Genomic DNA, 18123 nt, shown 5'->3' with positions numbered 1-18123 from the left:
CACTGAGGACGTTTTTCGATCTACGCAACAATGCCGTAGGCTTTGCCCGAGTGGATACCAAATCGTCATTGCGAGGAAATTATGAAGTAATTGTACGTACGCAATCCAGCTAAAAAATGCTAACTTATAGCATTTTTTATTATTATTTCTGGATTGCCTCGCTCATTTCATTCGCTCGCAATGACGGGAAACTAATCCACGCTAGGCAAGCGGGAATAAGATATGAAACGCACTACAAGCTATCGCTGTCATGTATTTTCAGAAACTTCACCGGAAATTATAACATTATTTTGCTCTGTAATAATATCTGTTTGTTTAATAATGCTTACTGTTTCACAAATAAGTGTATTGAGATTACCGATAATTTTAGAATCTGAGCTAGTGACATCTAGCATTATATTGCTAATAAATTTTTTGATTAAATTATCTCTATCCACTATTAGATCATGGCTATGTTTTTCTTCTACAACTTCCTTGTTAATTTTTACAAATCCAAATAAAAATACTTTTACTCTAAGATAATTAACATTTTCATAAGCCTTATTGAAACATTCTATGGCTTTAAGATTATTTTCTTTTATTTGTTCATTTAATCTAATTAAGGAACATCCTTTGTAGAAATAACAGGCAGCAATAATATCGGGGTTAGAATTTTTACTATTTTGCTCTAAAGCTTGATCAAAAAAATCTACAGCCTTTTCATTTTTTCCTGCAAAATATGCAGCTAGCCCTTTGCAATAATCAGATTCTTGATTTTTATTTAGTTTGCTTAAAGCTGCTGCTTTAGCTAAATAACTCTCTTCGAAGCTAATATTAATAAACCGCTCACCATTTTTTTCATACTTATTTTTATAATTAATGAATTTATCTAAAGCGTTTATTTCTTCTTCATATTTTTGGAGAGTATTAAAAAGATGGGCTTTCTTATAATAAGCATAAATACAATGTTCATCTTGTGAATGATGAGGATTAAGCGTTAAAAGCTTATCATAAATCATAATAGCTTCTTAAGCCTTTCCTAACTTTCCCAAACAAGCTGCTTTACCAAAATAAGCGGAATACATATATTTATTGTAAATAGTAGCCTCACCATAATTGATTGCAGCTTCATCAAATTGTTTTAATTTTTCTAATAAATACGCTTTATACAGATAGGCTTTAGCAAGTCCATCATTATAATTATTAATTTCTTCTTCATAATAGATATTTTTAGTATCTATATAAAAATTACTTGCCATATTTATAGCTTTGTTAAAAAATGCTAGTGCTTTTTCAGATTGTTCATTTTCAAAAATAAGCCCTAATCCTAGGTAAGGAATAGGATAATAATTATCTATAAAAAATTTATTATCTTTGCCGTATTCTATAGCTAATTTATAAGCAGCCATTGCTTCTTGAATATTACCTTGGTTAAGTAATTTATTTCCTATAGTGCCGTAGTTAAAGATTATTTCTTCAGTGGAATTAAATATTTGAAATGGAATATGTTTGTTTATTTCATCTGAAAGTCTATTTCTTTCTTCTAATGTTTTAGGTAACTCTTGTGCCAGTATTTCTTCATCTGATTCGTTGAAACATGATATTGGATCTCTCATGATTCTTTTTAATTTGCGGATATGTTCTTCAGTTAATTTTCGTTTCATAGTTTAATAATATTTTTCATTGATATATTTATACCTTTGATACTGCAAAATTTATTAAATCAATTTGGGATTCGTGTTTGCTCACGTATTTTTATACGCCTAGCTTAACTCACCACTCACTTGATTTCTAACCTTTGAAGTATCTACGGTATGCATTAAAAATTATTAAAATTTTTAACCGCTCGAATCATATAAAAAAATTAAATAAAATAATTCTTGAATTGATAGTTTTATTAAGTGGAATTGATGTGTGAGATTCTATAATTGAATAGAATTTGAAAAATTGGCACAAAGTTAGATAAGGATATGCCAACTCTTCATTTATTAGCAGCATAAACCACTAGTAAATGAAGAGAATTGTTAGATAATAATGAAAATAAAGCAATTAATTAGAAACTTTTACTGCATTTAATTTATTATATAGTTTGTAAATAGACTGTTCAGCATCGTTAATTTTTCTATTAACTACTTTCAATAATTTTTTTGAAGGCTCTTCAGTTATTTGTGCAGCAGAGCTTATTTGTTCTGCTAAATTTTTAAGAGATTCTTGTATTTCTATAAAGGATCTTCTAAATTGCTCTTTAATCGTAGTAGATGATTCTTCAAGCTCTTTTATTTTTAAACATAAATTTTCTAAAAGCTGCTCTACCTTAGCTTGCATTAAGTTTAATTTTTGCTTCTCTTTTTCACTAAGATAACTTAATGTTTCTTGCATTTTTGCTTGAATTCTTACCTTTGTAATACGATCAAGTTCTGAAGCAAGCCCAACCTTACTCATCAAGAATATTATCCATTTGTGGACATCAAAATGATACCATTTTGCACCATTACGATAGTCTGAAGGGAAAGCATGGTGATAATTATGCCAATTTTCTCCAAGTAAAAATAAAGCCATCCACCAAATATCTCCAGCAGTTCCTTTGTAATATTTTTTACTACCGACAAAGTGACATAAAGAATTTACACAAAAAGTTGCTTGTTGTTGCAAGAATCTACCAAGCCCCATGAATAAAAATCCCATATATGCCGAATGTAGAGTACCGCCAACTAGATAGCCTATAATTAATGGTACAGCTACATTCATAAAGACTGCTATCTGCCAATAATATCTTAGCTGCCACTTTAATAAACTGTTTTTACCAAGCTTAACCCAAGTAATACGATCGATAGATTTATAGCTGCCTTGCCCAACTAACATCCAGCCTATATGAGACCAAATAAAACCTAAAACCCTATTTTCAAATTTTAAAGGACTATGCGGATCTTGATCTGTATCTGTTTTAGCATGGTGCTTATAGTGGTTTGAAGCCCAAGATAAAGCAGGTCCTTGCAAAGTTCCAGCAGATAGTACAACTAAAACAAACTCAGCATATTTATTTATCTTATAAGAATGATGAGACCATAATCTATGCAATCCAATTCCAACCGTAATATTATTAACATAATAACTGCTAATCAGAAAAATAATTTCAGTCCAACCTATTCCATAATTGGATACATATTTAACTAAAAGCGATATTAGGATAAGAGGATAAATTATTAGTGCAAAAAATGCAGGCTTATTTATTTTACTTAGCATAAAGTTTAACCGATTTTTAATTGTAACAATGAACCTAACTAGCATCGATAAGAAATATTAACACAATTAATATATAAATACAAAGAAATTTTTAATTGTTATCATTAAGTATCTGATTCTACTATATCTTTATTAAGAGAATAACCAATAAAACGGACTGTTTTAATAATTGGACTATCTTTTCCTAAAGCATCTCTAATTCTATTTATATGCACATCAATCAGACGCTGGTTAAAACTTTCGTCATCTTCCCATAAATATCGCATTATTTCTCGGCGTGAATATACACTATCGGGCGATTGAAGAAAAAGTCGCAGAATTTTAAATTCTGTGGGCCCTAAACGAATAGTTTCCTTGCCCTTAATAAACCCTTTCAGCATTTAAATCAATGCTTATATTTTTAAATTTGATAATATTATCCTGTAAAATTGTTTTAGAGCGTCTCAACAAGTTTTTCAGAAAATGGATGATCTGATCAGATAAGAAAGGTTTATAGAAAAATGATATCAAATCATCGATCTCCATTAAATTTAACTGTTTAGTTGAGGACAGAAAAATTATCGGGGTATTAGAAAGCTTATCAATTTTCCTAATACTTAGATACAGTAACCATAGGATTTTCCTGTAGTTCTGCATTAGTAACTATGATAGCAAGGGGTTCATGGAAGAAATAATTTAATATTTTTTCTATGTTTATAATCCTTGTTATGTTAAAGCCTGCTCTTTCTATATCGTTACATAAAGAAATATTAATGCTTTTTTTATTTTCTTCTTCTATGATTAGAAGTTGTGGTAAGAGTTTGTCTAACACTAAATTAACCTCTGTTAATATTTAGTAAATAATTGAAAATTTTTGTTAATAATCTTCAGATTTACTAGGGGTTATAGCAAACTTTTTTTAAAAATAAACAAAGAAATAATAATTTTTTAAAAATAATACTTGAATTTAATAGTTTCAGTTGCTATAAATAGCTTTATTTTAAAGTTTTTGTTGGGATTCTTATAATTATGAGTTTTTACGAGTCAGTTTTTATTGTGCGTCAAGACGTATCATTAAATGATATAGATAAAATTGTTGATGATTTTAGTAAAATCATTAAAGATAATAACGGTGCTATTGTAAAAAAAGAATACTGGGGATTAAGAGCTTTAGCTTATAAAATCGGTAATCACAAAAAAGGACATTATTACCTTTTAGGTCTTGATACTACTCCAGCTGTAAAGCAAGAGCTAGAAAGAAAAATGAAACTTAATGAAAATATCATAAGATTTCTTACACAGAAAGTAGATTCAATTAGTAATGAGCCTTCACCGATATTAAAAAATCAAAGTACAGAAAATACTCCAGTAATTGATGTAACGGCTAATTAAAATAATCAAATCTAAATTTGCAGGAATTAAGGTAAAGAATGTCGAAAAATAATACTAGTGAAACAACAACCCGAAAACCAATGGAAAGAGCTTCTAAAAAAGTGTTCTTTAGAAGACGTAAAGGTTGCCCTCTTTCCGTGCCTAATGCACCGGTTATTGATTATAAAAATCCAGAGCTTTTAATAAAATTTGTTTCCGAAGGTGGTAGAATGCTACCAAGTAGAATCACAAATGTTTGTGCAAAAAAACAAAGAAAGCTAAATAATGCTATTAAAATTGCAAGAATTTTAGCATTGTTACCTTTTGTATTTCAAGCTAAGTAAAGGACGTATAATACCATGGAAGTTATTTTAATTAAACCGGTAAGAAAATTAGGTAAGATAGGGGAAATACATAAAGTAGCCGACGGATTTGGTCGTAATTATCTTTTACCACAAAAATTAGCTATTAGAGCTACTGAGCTTAATAAAGAGTTAATTGTTAAGCAGAAGCATGAATTAGAAGAAAAAGATAAACAAGTAAAAGAAGAAATAACAAAAATTAATGATCTTATTAAAGATCAAAAATTAATTTTTGTTCGTCAGACCTCAGATGATGGTAAATTATTTGGTTCAGTAAATAATAAGGAAATAGCCGAAAAATTATCTCAAACTGTATCTTACCCTATTTCTCATTTAAATATAATTCTTGATACTCAAATCAAATCTACAGGGATTTACAAGGTTGAAGTAAGATTGCATGCTGAGCTTAGTACAGATGTTACAGTGATTGTTGCAAGATCAGAATCAGAAGTACAAGACTATTTACGTGAACAAAAAACTGAAGAATCTACAACAGAGCCTTTAGCTGAGTCAGCATAAGACTAGCTTTATCATTCTACAATTTGATTTGTCTTTATTCAAATGCTTTATTTATCCCGCAACTTAATTACGGGATAGATAAGATAATAATCACCAAACATCTATCTTAGTTAATGCATAATTAGTACTTATTATATGCAAAGAAGTAAGTATTGCTTGTGTGGACTAGTTTCCTATATTACCTTATAACGGCATTGCCTACATCGAAAAACGTGATCGGTGTCATCTAGTTGCTTGTCTTATAGTACCGGACAGTTTTTATTCTATGTCATTCCCGCGTAGGCGCAGTAGTGTCCGGAGAAAATTGGAGTATTATTAAAACCGTCATTGCGAGCGGTCGTAGACCGCGTGGCAATCCAGAAAAATAGTAAAAAATAACTAATTTTAGCATTTTTTACTGGATTGCTTCGTCAATTACTTCGTAATTTCCTCGCAATGATGACTCTCGATCCACGCAATAATGCTTTCCCGCAGAAGCGGGAATCCAGAAAAGTAAACATAAAAGCAGCAAGTTTTTAAAATTAAAAGCTCGATTCATCTCGCTTTACGCTGGATTCCCGCCGTTGCTAAAAACGACATAGAATAATAACTGTCCGGTACTATTCATCACCACAGGCAAATCTTGAAGTATCAAGGATATACAAATTATCTTTATTCATATGCGTTTGCAATAGGTCTATTTTCATAAATTCTTTTTGTCTGCAATACTATTTCTCCGATTTTTTTCTGCAAAATCTCTATAGGAGGTAATTCTGTCCAATATTGTGCAACGTGAATGCCGCTTGCCGACATTTCTAACAATTCTACTTGGGCGTCAGATTTTTCAGAACATAATATAATACCTATCGGAGGTTTTTCATTTTCAAAACATTCGTTCTTTTTTAGCCAATTTAAATATAGCTCCATTTGACCTTTATACTCTGCCTTAAATTTTCCTGTTTTTAATTCAATTGCTACTAATCTTTCTAACTTTCTATTGAAAAATAATAAATCTAAATAGAAATGTTCATTGTCTATAGTCATACGTTTTTGTCTTGCTACAAATGAAAAGCCGGTACCTAGTTCTAAAATAAATTGTTCAATACGCTGTAATATCGCATTTTCCAAATCATTTTCATAATGTTCATCTGGAAGTTCTAAAAAATCAAGTATGTAAGGGTCTTTAAGAATTAAATCAGGCTCTAACCTAGAATCTGTTTTAAATAATGATATTACTTGTTCTTCAGATCTATTAGATAACTTCGTTCTTTCATATAACATTTTATCAATATTACTACGTAACTGTCTAACGCTCCAATTTTCTTGTATAGACATATAGGCATAAAAATCTTTCTGATTCTGTTCTTTTAGAGGTAATAACTCTATTATATGACTCCAACTTAATTGGTGCGACAGTGTCGCACTAATTTGTTGCTCTTTAAAAGATTGATAAAATTGATTCATGCGAATTAGAGCTGTACGAGAAAAGCCTTGCCCATATAATGAAGAAAGACCTTTAGCTAAAGTCTTAATAACCTCCTGTCCGTATTCCGCTCTTGTACTTTTAAGGATCTCTATGCCAGTATACCGCAGATATTTTAAGATTTGGAAGTCAAATAAGCGGTGAGCCTGCGGAGCGTACAAATAGTACGTGAGCAAAGGCGAATCCTGAAATTTGGCTTACCAAATATTGGAATATCAAAAGGTATATAACATTGTCATTTCAGCGTTAGCTTTAATGGCAACTCTCACTTTAGCATTATTAATAAGAACGCTAATATCATTTATTAGTTCATTAGTATTTGTTGTTATTTCACTCATGGATTTTTCTATATATTATGTTTTGCTACTTTTAGTGTATTTTAAATTTTCAATACTAAAAGTTTTATTTTAACTTTAAAAAATAAAATTTGATTTTTTAGAATTAAGCCTATATTTTAATTTAATTAAGAATTAGTTAAGTATGGAAGCTTATGTCAAATATAGATAAAGAAAAAGCTGTTGCTGCAGCTCTCGCACAGATTGAAAAAAGCTATGGTAAAGGCTCGGTTATGAAACTTGGTCAGCGTCCTAATGTTGATATAGAAGCTGTATCAACCGGTTCGCTTGGACTTGATATAGCTCTTGGAATTGGCGGAGTTCCTAAAGGTAGAATAATAGAAATATTCGGTCCTGAAAGCTCGGGTAAAACTACTCTCACATTACATTTAATTGCCGAAGCCCAGAAGAAAGGCGGGACATGTGCATTTATTGATGCTGAGCATGCTTTAGATCCAGCTTATGCTAAAAAGCTTGGAGTCAATATTGACGAGCTTATCATATCTCAGCCTGATACAGGAGAGCAAGCTTTGGAAATTGCTGATACTTTAATTCGCTCCGGCGGTATTGACATGATAATCATAGATAGTGTTGCCGCTCTAGTACCGAAATCAGAAATTGAAGGCGAGATGGGCGATGCACAAATGGCTTCTCAAGCAAGATTAATGAGTCAGGCTTTGCGTAAACTTACTGCCTCAATTAATCGTACTAACTGTATTACTGTTTTCATCAACCAAATTAGAATGAAAATAGGTGTAATGTTTGGTAGTCCTGAAACTACAACCGGCGGTAATGCTTTAAAATTCTATGCTTCAGTTAGAATAGATATCAGAAGAATAGGTTCTATTAAGGATAAAGAAGAAGTAATAGGCAGCCAAACCAAAGTAAAAGTAGTAAAAAACAAAGTATCACCTCCATTTAAAACAGCAGATTTTGATATAATGTATGGCTCAGGTATCTCAAAAGAAGGTGAAATAATCGACCTTGGAGTAAAGCTTGACATAATAGAAAAATCCGGCTCTTGGTTTTCTTATAATAGCGTACGTATCGGTCAAGGACGTGAAAATGTTAAACAATATTTGAAAGATAATCCACAAATCTCTAATGAAATTGAGAAGCTTGTACGAGAAAAATCATCTAAAGTCAATAATATAAATTTTGAACAAGAGGAGGAAGTAAATGATTGATTTAAGCGGTCAAACAGCATTAATTACCGGAGCTTCAGGAGGTATAGGAGGTGCTATTGCAAGGCAGCTTCATAAGCTTGGAAGTCATGTAATTATAAGCGGGAGTAATGAGGAAAAATTAAAAGCTCTTGGCGATGATTTAAAAGATAATTACACTATTAAAGTTTGTAATCTTACAAATACTGAAGAATGCGGCAATTTAGTAGCTCAAATAGAAAAATTAGATATTTTAGTCTGTAATGCCGGTATTACCAAAGATACGCTAGCAATCAGAATGAAAAATGAAGATTTTGACCAAGTTATTGATATTAATTTAAAAGCAAATTTCATCTTAAATCGTGAAGCAATAAAAAAGATGATGACTAATAGATACGGACGCATCATTAACATAGCCTCAATAGTAGGAGTTTCAGGTAACCCTGGGCAAGCTAATTATTGTGCTTCTAAAGCAGGTTTAATCGGTATGACAAAATCACTTGCTTATGAAGTTGCAACCAGAGGAATTACAGTTAATGCAGTAGCTCCAGGTTTTATTAAATCTGATATGACTGATAAGTTAAATGATGAACAAAAAGAAGCTATAACACGAAAAATCCCGAAAGGAACATATGGTATGCCTGAAGATATAGCAAATGCAGTTGCATTCTTAGCAAGCAATCAATCATCATATATTACTGGTCAAACCCTACATGTAAATGGTGGAATGTTAATGGTATAAAATTTTATGCTGGCATAAAACAATTTTTTGTGCTAGAAGTTCTTTTAAAGCTAAAATATTAAACTTATGTTTATAAATATACAAACTAATAAAAATGATTTATGGAGTTCAAAATTATGAGTAAAGTGGATAATATCGAGCAGAAAGTTATCAAAATTATTGCTGATAATCAAGGAAAAAAAATTGAAGAAATCAGCGTGGACTCGCGATTTGCAGAAGATTTAGGAGTAGATAGCCTATCTACAGTAGAAATAATGATGGAAATAGAGAAAGAATTTGGTATTGATGTTCCTGATGAAGAAGCAACTAAGATAAAAAAAGTAGCAGATGTTGTTAACTATATAAAAGAACATAAATCTTAATCTGTGTCAAATTAAGACCTAATAAAAAATAATTAAGGATGTTAAATCAAACCATGAATAAAAGAGTAGTTATTACTGGTCTTGGGCTGATTACCCCAGTTGGGCTTAACGTTAAGTCATCTTGGGATAATATAGTCCAAGGAGTAAGCGGTATAAAAACTATTACAGCATTTGACACTTCCAAACTTGCATGCAAAATTGCAGGGCTATTAAACCATTCTGAAGAGAATGGCTTCAAACTTGAAAATTTTACAAAAGCTGAAGATGTAAATAGATTGAGTAAAATGGATAAATTTATCCATTATGGCGTTGCAGCTGCAACTGAAGCAATTGAAGATAGTGGATGGTTACCAGAGGATCAAGAATCACGTGACAGAACCGGTTTAATATTAGGTTCAGGAATTGGCGGTCTTAAAATGATCGAAGATACTTCTGTAAAGCTTCATCAAGAAAATAATGGTAAAGTTAGCCCGTTCTTTATTCCAGCTTCCTTAATTAATCTTTTATCAGGTCTTGTTTCAATAAAATATGGCTTTAGTGGTCCAAACCAAGCTGCAGTAACGGCTTGCTCTACTGGAGCACATGCTATAGGCGATGCTATGCGTATGATAAAGCATGGCTATGCTGATGTTATGATCGCAGGCGGTGCGGAAGCACCGGTAACACCTGTTGGAGTTGCAGGTTTTGTAGCAGCAAGAGCCTTATGTACTAAATATAATGATGAGCCTGAAAAAGCATCGAGACCTTGGGATAAGGATCGAGGTGGTTTTGTTATGGGCGAAGGAGCTGGCGTTGTAGTCTTAGAAGAATACGAACATGCTATGCGTCGTGGTGCTAAAATTTATGGTGAGGTCGTAGGATACGGCTCTACTGGTGATGCGTACCATATGACAGCTCCACATCCTGAAGGGAGAGGAGCTTATCGAGCAATGCATGAAGCACTGCAAGATGCTGGTATAACCCCTTATGCCATTGGCTATATTAACGCACATGGTACTTCTACTGATATAGGCGATGCGATCGAATTAAATGCAGTTCAGAGATTATTTTTAGAAGCTAACCCTAAAGTTTTAATGTCTTCTACTAAATCTTCAATAGGGCATTTGCTTGGTGCTGCCGGAAGTGTTGAATTTATCTTTGGTACGCTTGCAATTAGAGATCAGATTGCACCACCTACCCTAAATTTAGAAAATCCAATGGACGAAGTTAAGTTAGACTTAGTTGCACTTAAAGCTAAAGAGGCTAAAATAAACTACGTACTTTCCAACTCTTTTGGCTTTGGCGGCACTAACACTAGTTTAATAATTAAAAAGATTTAACATCATTTCGAGAAGAAACTGAAAGTTTCGACGAAGCAATCTCAGGAGTCACTATGTCATCTAGTTGCTTGGGAACTAGATCCAGAAAATAATAAAAAATACTAATTTTATTAGTATTTTTAACTGGCTCTAGTTCCCAAGCCACGGTCTGACATAACCCTATGACCCCAATCTATTACATTAAAGATGGTAATTTAAGTTTTGCTGATAAAATAATTTTATCTGATTTAGAGCTTTATTTATACAAAGGCGATAAGATTTGTCTGATAGGTCGTAATGGCTGTGGTAAATCAAGCCTAATGAAAGTAATATCGGAAGATTATGAATTAGATAACGGAGAGTTATTTAAAGACCCTGCAATCACAACTGGATATTTAAAGCAAGACATTGCGATCAAACTTAATTCTAATGTTTATGATTTCATTCTAGATCAGAACAGTAAAAATGAAATAGATATAATACTAGAAAAGCTACAAATCAATGGCACAGATAATTTATCCACCTACTCAGGCGGACAGCTTAGAAGAGCCAGCCTTGCTAAAGCCTTAATATTAGAGCCAGAAATATTATTGCTTGATGAACCGACTAACCATTTAGATATTGAAACATTGAATGGTTGGAAGGATACGTTAAATCATATAATGGTGCGATTATTTGCATTAGTCACGATAGAACTTTCTTATCAAATGTGACTAATAAGATTTGGTGGCTTGATCGTGGACATTTACGTAAATCCGATAAAGGATTTAAGTATTTTGATGAATGGCAAAATATTATTATAGAGCAAGAAGAAGCAGCCCTGCGGAAATTAAATAAAAAATTAGCTCAAGAAAATGAATGGTTAAATGCAGGTGTCACAGCTAGACGTAAGCGTAACCAGAAAAGGCTTGCCCAGCTAAAAACTTTAAGGGAAATAGCAAGAGAACACGCAGCAAAGCTAGCTCGTTCAAAACAAAGAGTACAAGCTGAACTTGAAGAAAATATAGCTAAAAGTAAGTTTATTATCGAAGCTGATAACGTTAGTTTTAGCTATAAAAATACTAAAATTATCGATAATTTTAGTTTCCGAGTTAAAAAAGGCGAAAAGATCGGCATAATTGGAGCGAATGGTTCAGGAAAATCTACTTTTATCAAATTACTAACCAAACAACTTACTCCTGAAATCGGCAAAATTATATATGGTGGTAATTTAGATATCTCATATTTTGATCAACATCGAGAAAAACTAAACCATAATCATACTTTGCAGCAAACTTTATGCCCTACCGGCGGAGATCAGGTATTTTTGCCCAATGATAAAACTATGCATGTTGCTGGCTATCTGAAGCAATTCATGTTCGATCCTAAGCTACTAAATGCTAAAACTGCTATTCTATCAGGAGGTGAGGCTAACAGGCTATTACTTGCAAAAATTTTAATTAACCCTGGCAATTTGCTCATCCTAGATGAACCAACCAACGATTTAGATATGGATAGTTTAGAGATTTTACTAGACATACTTGCAGATTATTCCGGCACTTTAATAGTAGTTAGTCATGATCGTGATTTCTTAGATAGATTAGTTACACGAACCTTAGTTTTTGCTCAAGGTAAAATTTATGATTTAACTGGCGGATATGAAGATTACAAGCAATATTTTACTGTAAGCCCCATAACTAAAAAAATCTCAAAGCCTATAACTCCTATTTCTAGTCCTAAAGAACCACAAAATAAAAAGCTATCTTACAAATATCAACGTTTGCTTGAAACATTACCAAATGAAATTGAAAAATTAGAAGCTTCAATTAAGGCTTTAGAAAAGCAACTTGAGGATAGCAATCTATACCTTGCAAACCCGCAAAAATATAATCAAATCAGTACTCAACTAGTTAATGATAAAAAGAAACTTGATGAGTTATTAAATCAGTGGCTTACAATATAAAGTTAATTTTTGTTAATAAATACTTGACTTAAATTTTACTATTTGCTAACGTTTTTTTGCAATGAGAGCAATAGATATAAAAGGTTATTGTGAGTAATAAAGAAAATATAAGCAAGAAACAGATAGATGATCTTCAAATTTCTAATGAGATTAAATCTATCCTTTCTCAAGTAAGTGCTACTAATAATCCTACAGAGTTAAGTAGATTAGCAAGTCAAATACGATCGCTAAAATCTGATAATAGTTATCTTAATAATATAATTGATGAAATTCAAAACACTATAATAAAAAAGCAAGAAACTTCTGAAATACAATCTAATTCTGAAACTTATGCAAGAGACTTAGAAAAATTACAACAGCAACTACAACAAGAAGAAATACAAAAATATAAAGCAAAAGTAACAGAACAAATTAGAGAGCTTAATACTAAACATGATAAATTTAAGGAAAATCTAGAAGAGTATAAAAAATTATATACCCCACTAGAAGAAATGGTAAAAAAAGATTCTAAAGGGGAGATAACAATTGATGAAAAAGCTGTAGATAAAAATATACTAACTCATCAAGAAGTAGAAGAGCGTAGACAAAAATTTGCAGGGCTTAAAGAACAAGAGAAAGGAATAAATGAAGTATTTGAGAAAGCTCAGCAAGAAAAGGAAGAGCTAGAAAAAGAAATTAACAGCTTATCGCAAATAAAAAAACAACATTTAACCCCAGAGCAAATAAATAAATTAAAAACTAATCATGACAAACTAGCAGCGAATAAGGAATTATTAGAAAAAGTTCGAGAAATAAGACAAAACATAAAGAGTGATCTCGATAAATTAAAATCATCGCATGAAAAAGATCACATACACATAAAACAATTTAAAGATGCTATAGAAAAAACAGAACATACTAGAAGCCCTGATAAACATGAACAATTAAAGCAAAAACATGTTTTACTTTACAATCAACATGATGCAATAACAAATAATAAAGAGCTAGATGAAAAAGATAAAAAAATACGTCAAAATGTAAAAACTCAGCATCAATGCGATAAAATAAAGGATTCTTTAACTAATTCAGAACCTAAAAAAACTATATCGCAAAATGTACAACCACAAATTAATAATCAAAAAAAAATAGGTCGGGAGATATAATTCATTCGTCTATAAAATAATCAATCACAAAACTAAAAAAGGAGAAAATTATGTCTAAAGAAAAAAAAACTGCAGAAGAATTATTTAAAGAATTCCAAAAAACTTATAACCCTGAAGCAAACAAAGCTTTTGTACAACAAACACAGCAAGATTCCAAAAATCTAGCAGGAATGGTTACTACACCATTTCATCATGGAGATTTGCAGCAAGAACAAGATAATAACGTTAAAAAACTAGGAGGTACTAAACATCACTCTAAATGTGAAATAATATAATTATCTTTCTTTTTATTTTCATATAACCTATCTAGAATTTACACAAATTCTAAATTCTATGCATTTTTTAAAAATGCATAGAACCTAAACAATACTTCCCTCGAATATTATTTAAAATTTGATAAAGTTATTTAAATATATTATAATGTAGACCTTTTAAGGTATTACAAAACATTATATATGAGTAAGAAGCTTTATATTAAAACTTACGGATGTCAGATGAATGTGTATGACTCCGTTAAGATGCAGGACTTGCTATATCCTTACGGCTATGAGCCTACAGAAAATATCGAGGAAGCAGATGTCATTATTTTAAATACTTGCCATATCAGAGGAAAAGCCGCAGAAAAAACCTATTCGGAACTTGGTCGCATTAAAAAATTACAAGATGCACGAAAAAAACAAGGTTTAAATTCAGCAATAATAGTAGTAGCTGGCTGTGTTGCACAAGCTGAGGGCGAAGAAATTTTTACCAGAACTCCTTATGTTGATATCGTAGTTGGTCCTCAATCTTATTATAACTTACCCGAATTAATTTCTAAAGTTGTTAGACACGAAAAACACTTAATCGATCTTGATTTTGTTGAAGAAGCAAAATTTGACCAATTACCTGAGCAGTTATATCCGCAAGGAGCTAGTAGCTTTATATCAGTGCAAGAGGGGTGCGATAAGTTTTGTACTTTTTGCGTAGTACCTTATACTAGAGGTGCTGAATTTTCAAGAAATGTAGAGCAAGTTTATAGAGAAGCTTTAAAGGTAGTTAGCAGCGGTGCTAAAGAAATCATGCTGCTTGGACAGAATGTTAATGCCTATCACGGCAAAACATCAGACGATAAAGTATTTACTCTTGCTGATTTGATAAGGCATTTAGCAAAAATTCCAAATTTAGAGAGATTACGTTATACCACGTCACATCCGATAGATATGACAGATGATTTAATAAGCTTGCACGGCTTAGAGCCTAAATTAATGCCGTTTTTACATCTTCCAGTGCAATCAGGTTCAAATAAAATACTCAAGGCAATGAACCGCAAACATGATCGGGATTATTACTTTGATATAATTGATCGCTTAAGAAAAGCAAGACCTGATATAGTTTTATCTTCTGATTTTATTGTTGGATTTCCTGGCGAAACAGATGAAGATTTTGCCGATACTTTAGATTTAATCCGTAAAGTAAAATATGGTCAGTGCTATTCATTTAAATATAGCCCACGTCCTGGTACCCCAGGGGCGACAAGAAACGATCAAGTGCCTGAACATATTAAATCAGAAAGATTAACTATCTTACAGCAAGAATTATCAAATCAACAGCTAGCCTTTAATGAAAGCTGTGTAGGAAGTATTATGAAAGTTTTATTTGATCGTAATGGTAAATTTGATGATCAAATCATAGGCAAAACACCTTATATGCAGTCCGTATATATCAAAAACTCTAATAAAGATTTACTTGGTAAAATTATTGAGGTAAAAATTACTAAAGCAGCACTTAATAGTTTAAGTGGAGATATAATTTAAGATCGTCATTGTAAGGAGCGTGGCAACCCATAAAATAATAAAACTAAAATGTATAAATCTCTATTTTTTTGTTTAAAAATTCTTGCTTTGCTTTTTTTAATAGGCTGCGGAATTGTCTCTTATATAATATATTACTATTCCCGTGATTTACCTGATTATAGACAGCTAGCAAGATATTATCCTCCCTCGGTAACCCGTATTTATTCTCGTGATGGAAAATTAATGGAGGAATATGCTTTCGAGCGGCGTGTATTTATCCCAATTAACAGTATTCCTACCTCATTAAAAGAAAGCTTTATTGCTGCAGAGGATAAAAATTTCTATAACCACCAAGGGGTTGATTTATTTGGAATAGTTAGGGCAGCGTTTCTTAACATATCAAATTTTCTTCATCATAGGCGTATTGAGGGTGCTTCTACTATTACTCAGCAGGTAGTAAAGAATTTTCTACTTACCAATGAAGTATCGTTTCAGCGTAAGATCAAAGAAGCAATTTTATCTTATATGATCTCAAGAGTATTTACCAAAGATCAGATTTTAGAATTATATCTCAATCAAACATTTTTTGGGCGTGGTGCGTATGGGGTTGCTACCGCCGCACAAAATTATTTTAACAAATCAGTAGAGGAGCTAACTATTGCAGAGTCAGCTTTTATTGCAGCATTACCTAAAGCACCTTCTGAACTTAATCCTGAGAAAAATTATGCTAGGGTTAAAGCTCGTCGTGATTATGTAATAATGCGAATGCTAGAAGATGGTTATATCACAAGCGATGCAGCAAAAGAGGCAGTAGATAGTCCAATTACGCTACGAAAACGAGATCAGGATGAAACTGTTACGGCCGATTATTATGCTGAGCAAGTTAGGGATGAAGTAATTAAAATGCTAGGTAGTAAAGATGAATTTTATACTAGCGGTCTTACTATTATTACTTCTTTAGATGCTAAAATGCTAAAATTTGCTGAAGAGTCACTACGAAAAGGTCTTAGAGATTTTGATAGAAAACGTGGTTTCAGAAAAGCTATAGCTACTATTTCACTTAATAACTGGCAAGAAGAACTAAAAAAATTACCAACCACACCATCGCTTCTAGAATATAAAATCGCTGTAGTTTTAGAAGTTACTGATACTCAAGCTGAGATCGGGTTTGCAAGCGGAGCTAAATCTAAAATCCCTATTTCTGAAATGAAATGGGCAAAAAGTGAGCTTAAATCAGCTAAAAAGCTACTAACAAAGGGTGATGTAATAGTTGTAGAACCTGTAAAAGATTATTATGCCTTACGGCAAATTCCAGAAGTAAACGGTGCTATTATGGTCATGAATCCAAATACTGGACAGGTACTTGCAAGCGTCGGCGGATATGATTTCTTTGCTAGTAAATTTGACAGGGTAACACAGGCACTTCGTCAACCTGGTTCTTTAAGTAAAACTTTTGTTTATCTAGCAGCCCTTGAAAATGGCGTTAAACCAAATCAGATTTTTAATGACGGTCCTATTGAGATTTCGCAAGGTCCAGGCATGCCTAGCTGGCGACCTAAAAATTATGAGGGTAAGTTTCTAGGACCGATTACTATGCGTACCGGACTTGAAAAATCCCGTAATCTTGTAACAGTTAGAGTAGCAACTGCGGTGGGACTCACCAAAATCGTTGATATAATTAAGCGATTCGGAATTAATGATAATCCGCAAAAAGTCTATTCTATGGTACTTGGTTCTATTGAAACAACGCTTGAGAGAATAACTAATGCTTATGGCATTATTGCTAATGGTGGTAAAAGAATAAAGCCGCATTTTGTTGAATTAATCAAAGATCGTAACGGCAAAGTTATTTATCGCAGAGATGATAGAGAATGTACAACTTGTAACGTTTCAGATAATGATTTAGATAACGCTATATTAGAAATTCCGGCAGAAAATATTTATATGGTCACGGATGCAGCAAGTGACTATCAAATTACCTCACTTTTAACAGGTGTAGTAGATAGAGGGACTGCTTACTCCGCAAAGAAATTAGGGAAAATTATCGGCGGAAAAACCGGTACTAGTAACGATAGTAAAGATACATGGTTTATAGGCTTCACGCCTAAAATAGTTGTGGGTAGTTATGTTGGGTATGATACGCCAAGAACTTTAGGAAGAAGAGCAACAGGATCAAGCGTAGTACTGCCTATTTTTGTTGATTTTATGAGTAATGCTTATAAAAATGAGCCATCATTGCCTTTTAAAGTACCTGATTCAATAAGATTACAAGCTGTAGATAGAGCAACTGGTCAAATCACGCCTGGTGGTTCTATTATGGAAGCATTTAAGATCAATAACATCCTGATAATTGAAGATGACAGCGAAATTATAGACAACAATTATAATAATGACGTTTTTGATTACGTGCCTAGCGAAAAAGATCAATCTCAGGAAATATACTAAACCTAAA

Annotated in this window: 18 protein-coding genes and 1 pseudogene; 12 read left to right on the top strand and 7 right to left on the bottom strand. The window is 32.3% G+C overall.

Annotated elements, in window-relative coordinates; all coding sequences use genetic code 11:
* Positions 1–248 precede the first annotated feature (248 nt).
* The 5 genes from AAHF54_RS00585 to AAHF54_RS00565 all read right to left on the bottom strand — a co-directional run bounded on the left by AAHF54_RS00585 (position 249) and on the right by AAHF54_RS00565 (position 4033).
* Positions 249–998: a hypothetical protein gene (locus AAHF54_RS00585; protein ID WP_341788703.1), complete on the bottom strand. Its 750-nt coding sequence runs from the start codon at positions 996–998 to the stop codon at positions 249–251.
* 9 nt (positions 999–1007) lie between these two features.
* Positions 1008–1643 (bottom strand): hypothetical protein, encoded by a 636-nt coding sequence (locus AAHF54_RS00580; RefSeq protein WP_341788702.1) that lies wholly within the window; start codon positions 1641–1643, stop codon positions 1008–1010.
* 385 nt (positions 1644–2028) lie between these two features.
* Positions 2029–3222 (bottom strand): fatty acid desaturase, encoded by a 1194-nt coding sequence (locus AAHF54_RS00575; protein ID WP_341788701.1) that lies wholly within the window; start codon positions 3220–3222, stop codon positions 2029–2031.
* A 104-nt stretch (positions 3223–3326) separates the two neighbouring features.
* Entirely contained in the window at positions 3327–3602 is a 276-nt protein-coding gene (locus AAHF54_RS00570; RefSeq protein WP_341788700.1) for a winged helix-turn-helix domain-containing protein, read from the bottom strand.
* Between the two features lie 209 nt (positions 3603–3811).
* Positions 3812–4033, bottom strand: coding sequence for a hypothetical protein (locus tag AAHF54_RS00565; RefSeq protein ID WP_341788699.1), 222 nt, complete (start codon positions 4031–4033; stop codon positions 3812–3814).
* Positions 4034–4230: 197 nt separating this feature from the next.
* On the opposite strand from AAHF54_RS00565, the gene rpsF reads away from it, so the two are divergent.
* The 3 genes from rpsF to rplI are packed head-to-tail and all read left to right on the top strand — an operon-like array spanning position 4231 to position 5453.
* On the top strand, positions 4231–4593 hold the full coding sequence (gene rpsF, locus AAHF54_RS00560; protein ID WP_011476818.1) for a 30S ribosomal protein S6: 363 nt from the start codon (positions 4231–4233) through the stop codon (positions 4591–4593).
* A gap of 38 nt (positions 4594–4631) precedes the next feature.
* Complete coding sequence (gene rpsR / locus AAHF54_RS00555; protein ID WP_341788698.1) at positions 4632–4916, top strand: 30S ribosomal protein S18; 285 nt, start codon at positions 4632–4634, stop codon at positions 4914–4916.
* 15 nt (positions 4917–4931) lie between these two features.
* A complete protein-coding gene (rplI, locus tag AAHF54_RS00550; RefSeq protein ID WP_341794738.1) occupies positions 4932–5453 on the top strand; it encodes a 50S ribosomal protein L9 in 522 nt (173 codons plus the stop codon).
* 651 nt (positions 5454–6104) lie between these two features.
* Here the strand turns inward: rplI and AAHF54_RS00545 are convergent.
* On the bottom strand, positions 6105–6965 hold the full coding sequence (locus tag AAHF54_RS00545) for a YhcG family protein (RefSeq protein ID WP_341789251.1): 861 nt from the start codon (positions 6963–6965) through the stop codon (positions 6105–6107).
* A gap of 165 nt (positions 6966–7130) precedes the next feature.
* Positions 7131–7253, bottom strand: coding sequence for a hypothetical protein (locus AAHF54_RS00540; protein ID WP_341788696.1), 123 nt, complete (start codon positions 7251–7253; stop codon positions 7131–7133).
* Positions 7254–7405: 152 nt separating this feature from the next.
* On the opposite strand from AAHF54_RS00540, the gene recA reads away from it, so the two are divergent.
* From recA to AAHF54_RS00495, 9 genes and pseudogenes are all read left to right on the top strand, one after another.
* Positions 7406–8437 carry a recombinase RecA gene (gene recA, locus AAHF54_RS00535; RefSeq protein WP_341788695.1) on the top strand — a complete coding sequence of 344 codons (1032 nt, stop codon included), beginning with the start codon at positions 7406–7408 and terminating at the stop codon, positions 8435–8437.
* Positions 8430–9155, top strand: a complete 726-nt coding sequence (gene fabG, locus AAHF54_RS00530; protein WP_341788694.1) for a 3-oxoacyl-ACP reductase FabG — start codon at positions 8430–8432, stop codon at positions 9153–9155. The genes recA and fabG overlap by 8 nt, the downstream gene beginning before the upstream one ends.
* Before the next feature lie 101 nt (positions 9156–9256).
* Positions 9257–9517 (top strand): acyl carrier protein, encoded by a 261-nt coding sequence (gene acpP, locus AAHF54_RS00525; RefSeq protein WP_342170040.1) that lies wholly within the window; start codon positions 9257–9259, stop codon positions 9515–9517.
* Positions 9518–9555: 38 nt separating this feature from the next.
* Complete coding sequence (fabF, locus tag AAHF54_RS00520) at positions 9556–10836, top strand: beta-ketoacyl-ACP synthase II (protein ID WP_341788692.1); 1281 nt, start codon at positions 9556–9558, stop codon at positions 10834–10836.
* Positions 10837–10997: 161 nt separating this feature from the next.
* A pseudogene (locus AAHF54_RS00515) lies at positions 10998–12757 on the top strand (ABC-F family ATP-binding cassette domain-containing protein).
* A gap of 89 nt (positions 12758–12846) precedes the next feature.
* Positions 12847–13899, top strand: a complete 1053-nt coding sequence (locus AAHF54_RS00510) for a hypothetical protein (RefSeq protein ID WP_341788690.1) — start codon at positions 12847–12849, stop codon at positions 13897–13899.
* A 50-nt stretch (positions 13900–13949) separates the two neighbouring features.
* Positions 13950–14174, top strand: coding sequence for a hypothetical protein (locus tag AAHF54_RS00505; protein ID WP_341788689.1), 225 nt, complete (start codon positions 13950–13952; stop codon positions 14172–14174).
* Between the two features lie 180 nt (positions 14175–14354).
* A complete protein-coding gene (miaB, locus tag AAHF54_RS00500; RefSeq protein WP_342170039.1) occupies positions 14355–15692 on the top strand; it encodes a tRNA (N6-isopentenyl adenosine(37)-C2)-methylthiotransferase MiaB in 1338 nt (445 codons plus the stop codon).
* 48 nt (positions 15693–15740) lie between these two features.
* Positions 15741–18116, top strand: coding sequence for a penicillin-binding protein 1A (locus tag AAHF54_RS00495; RefSeq protein ID WP_342170038.1), 2376 nt, complete (start codon positions 15741–15743; stop codon positions 18114–18116).
* Positions 18117–18123 lie beyond the last annotated feature (7 nt).

Source organism: Rickettsia endosymbiont of Seladonia tumulorum, assembly GCF_964030815.1.
GTDB lineage: Bacteria > Pseudomonadota > Alphaproteobacteria > Rickettsiales > Rickettsiaceae > Rickettsia.
The sequence above is the reverse complement of the archived record's forward strand: the minus strand, read 5'-3'. Positions and strand labels throughout refer to the sequence as shown.

Bases quoted from the DNA above. Each gene is read 5' to 3' on its own strand.
- AAHF54_RS00585 (WP_341788703.1), bottom strand. From the start codon at position 998: ATGATTTATGATAAGCTTTTAACGCTTAATCCTCATCATTCACAAGAT.
- AAHF54_RS00580 (WP_341788702.1), bottom strand. From the start codon at position 1,643: ATGAAACGAAAATTAACTGAAGAACATATCCGCAAATTAAAAAGAATC.
- AAHF54_RS00575 (WP_341788701.1), bottom strand. From the start codon at position 3,222: ATGCTAAGTAAAATAAATAAGCCTGCATTTTTTGCACTAATAATTTAT.
- AAHF54_RS00570 (WP_341788700.1), bottom strand. From the start codon at position 3,602: ATGCTGAAAGGGTTTATTAAGGGCAAGGAAACTATTCGTTTAGGGCCC.
- rpsF (WP_011476818.1), top strand. From the start codon at position 4,231: ATGAGTTTTTACGAGTCAGTTTTTATTGTGCGTCAAGACGTATCATTA.
- rpsR (WP_341788698.1), top strand. From the start codon at position 4,632: ATGTCGAAAAATAATACTAGTGAAACAACAACCCGAAAACCAATGGAA.
- rplI (WP_341794738.1), top strand. From the start codon at position 4,932: ATGGAAGTTATTTTAATTAAACCGGTAAGAAAATTAGGTAAGATAGGG.
- AAHF54_RS00540 (WP_341788696.1), bottom strand. From the start codon at position 7,253: ATGAGTGAAATAACAACAAATACTAATGAACTAATAAATGATATTAGC.
- recA (WP_341788695.1), top strand. From the start codon at position 7,406: ATGTCAAATATAGATAAAGAAAAAGCTGTTGCTGCAGCTCTCGCACAG.
- fabG (WP_341788694.1), top strand. From the start codon at position 8,430: ATGATTGATTTAAGCGGTCAAACAGCATTAATTACCGGAGCTTCAGGA.
- acpP (WP_342170040.1), top strand. From the start codon at position 9,257: ATGGAGTTCAAAATTATGAGTAAAGTGGATAATATCGAGCAGAAAGTT.
- fabF (WP_341788692.1), top strand. From the start codon at position 9,556: ATGTTAAATCAAACCATGAATAAAAGAGTAGTTATTACTGGTCTTGGG.
- AAHF54_RS00505 (WP_341788689.1), top strand. From the start codon at position 13,950: ATGTCTAAAGAAAAAAAAACTGCAGAAGAATTATTTAAAGAATTCCAA.
- miaB (WP_342170039.1), top strand. From the start codon at position 14,355: ATGAGTAAGAAGCTTTATATTAAAACTTACGGATGTCAGATGAATGTG.
- AAHF54_RS00495 (WP_342170038.1), top strand. From the start codon at position 15,741: ATGTATAAATCTCTATTTTTTTGTTTAAAAATTCTTGCTTTGCTTTTT.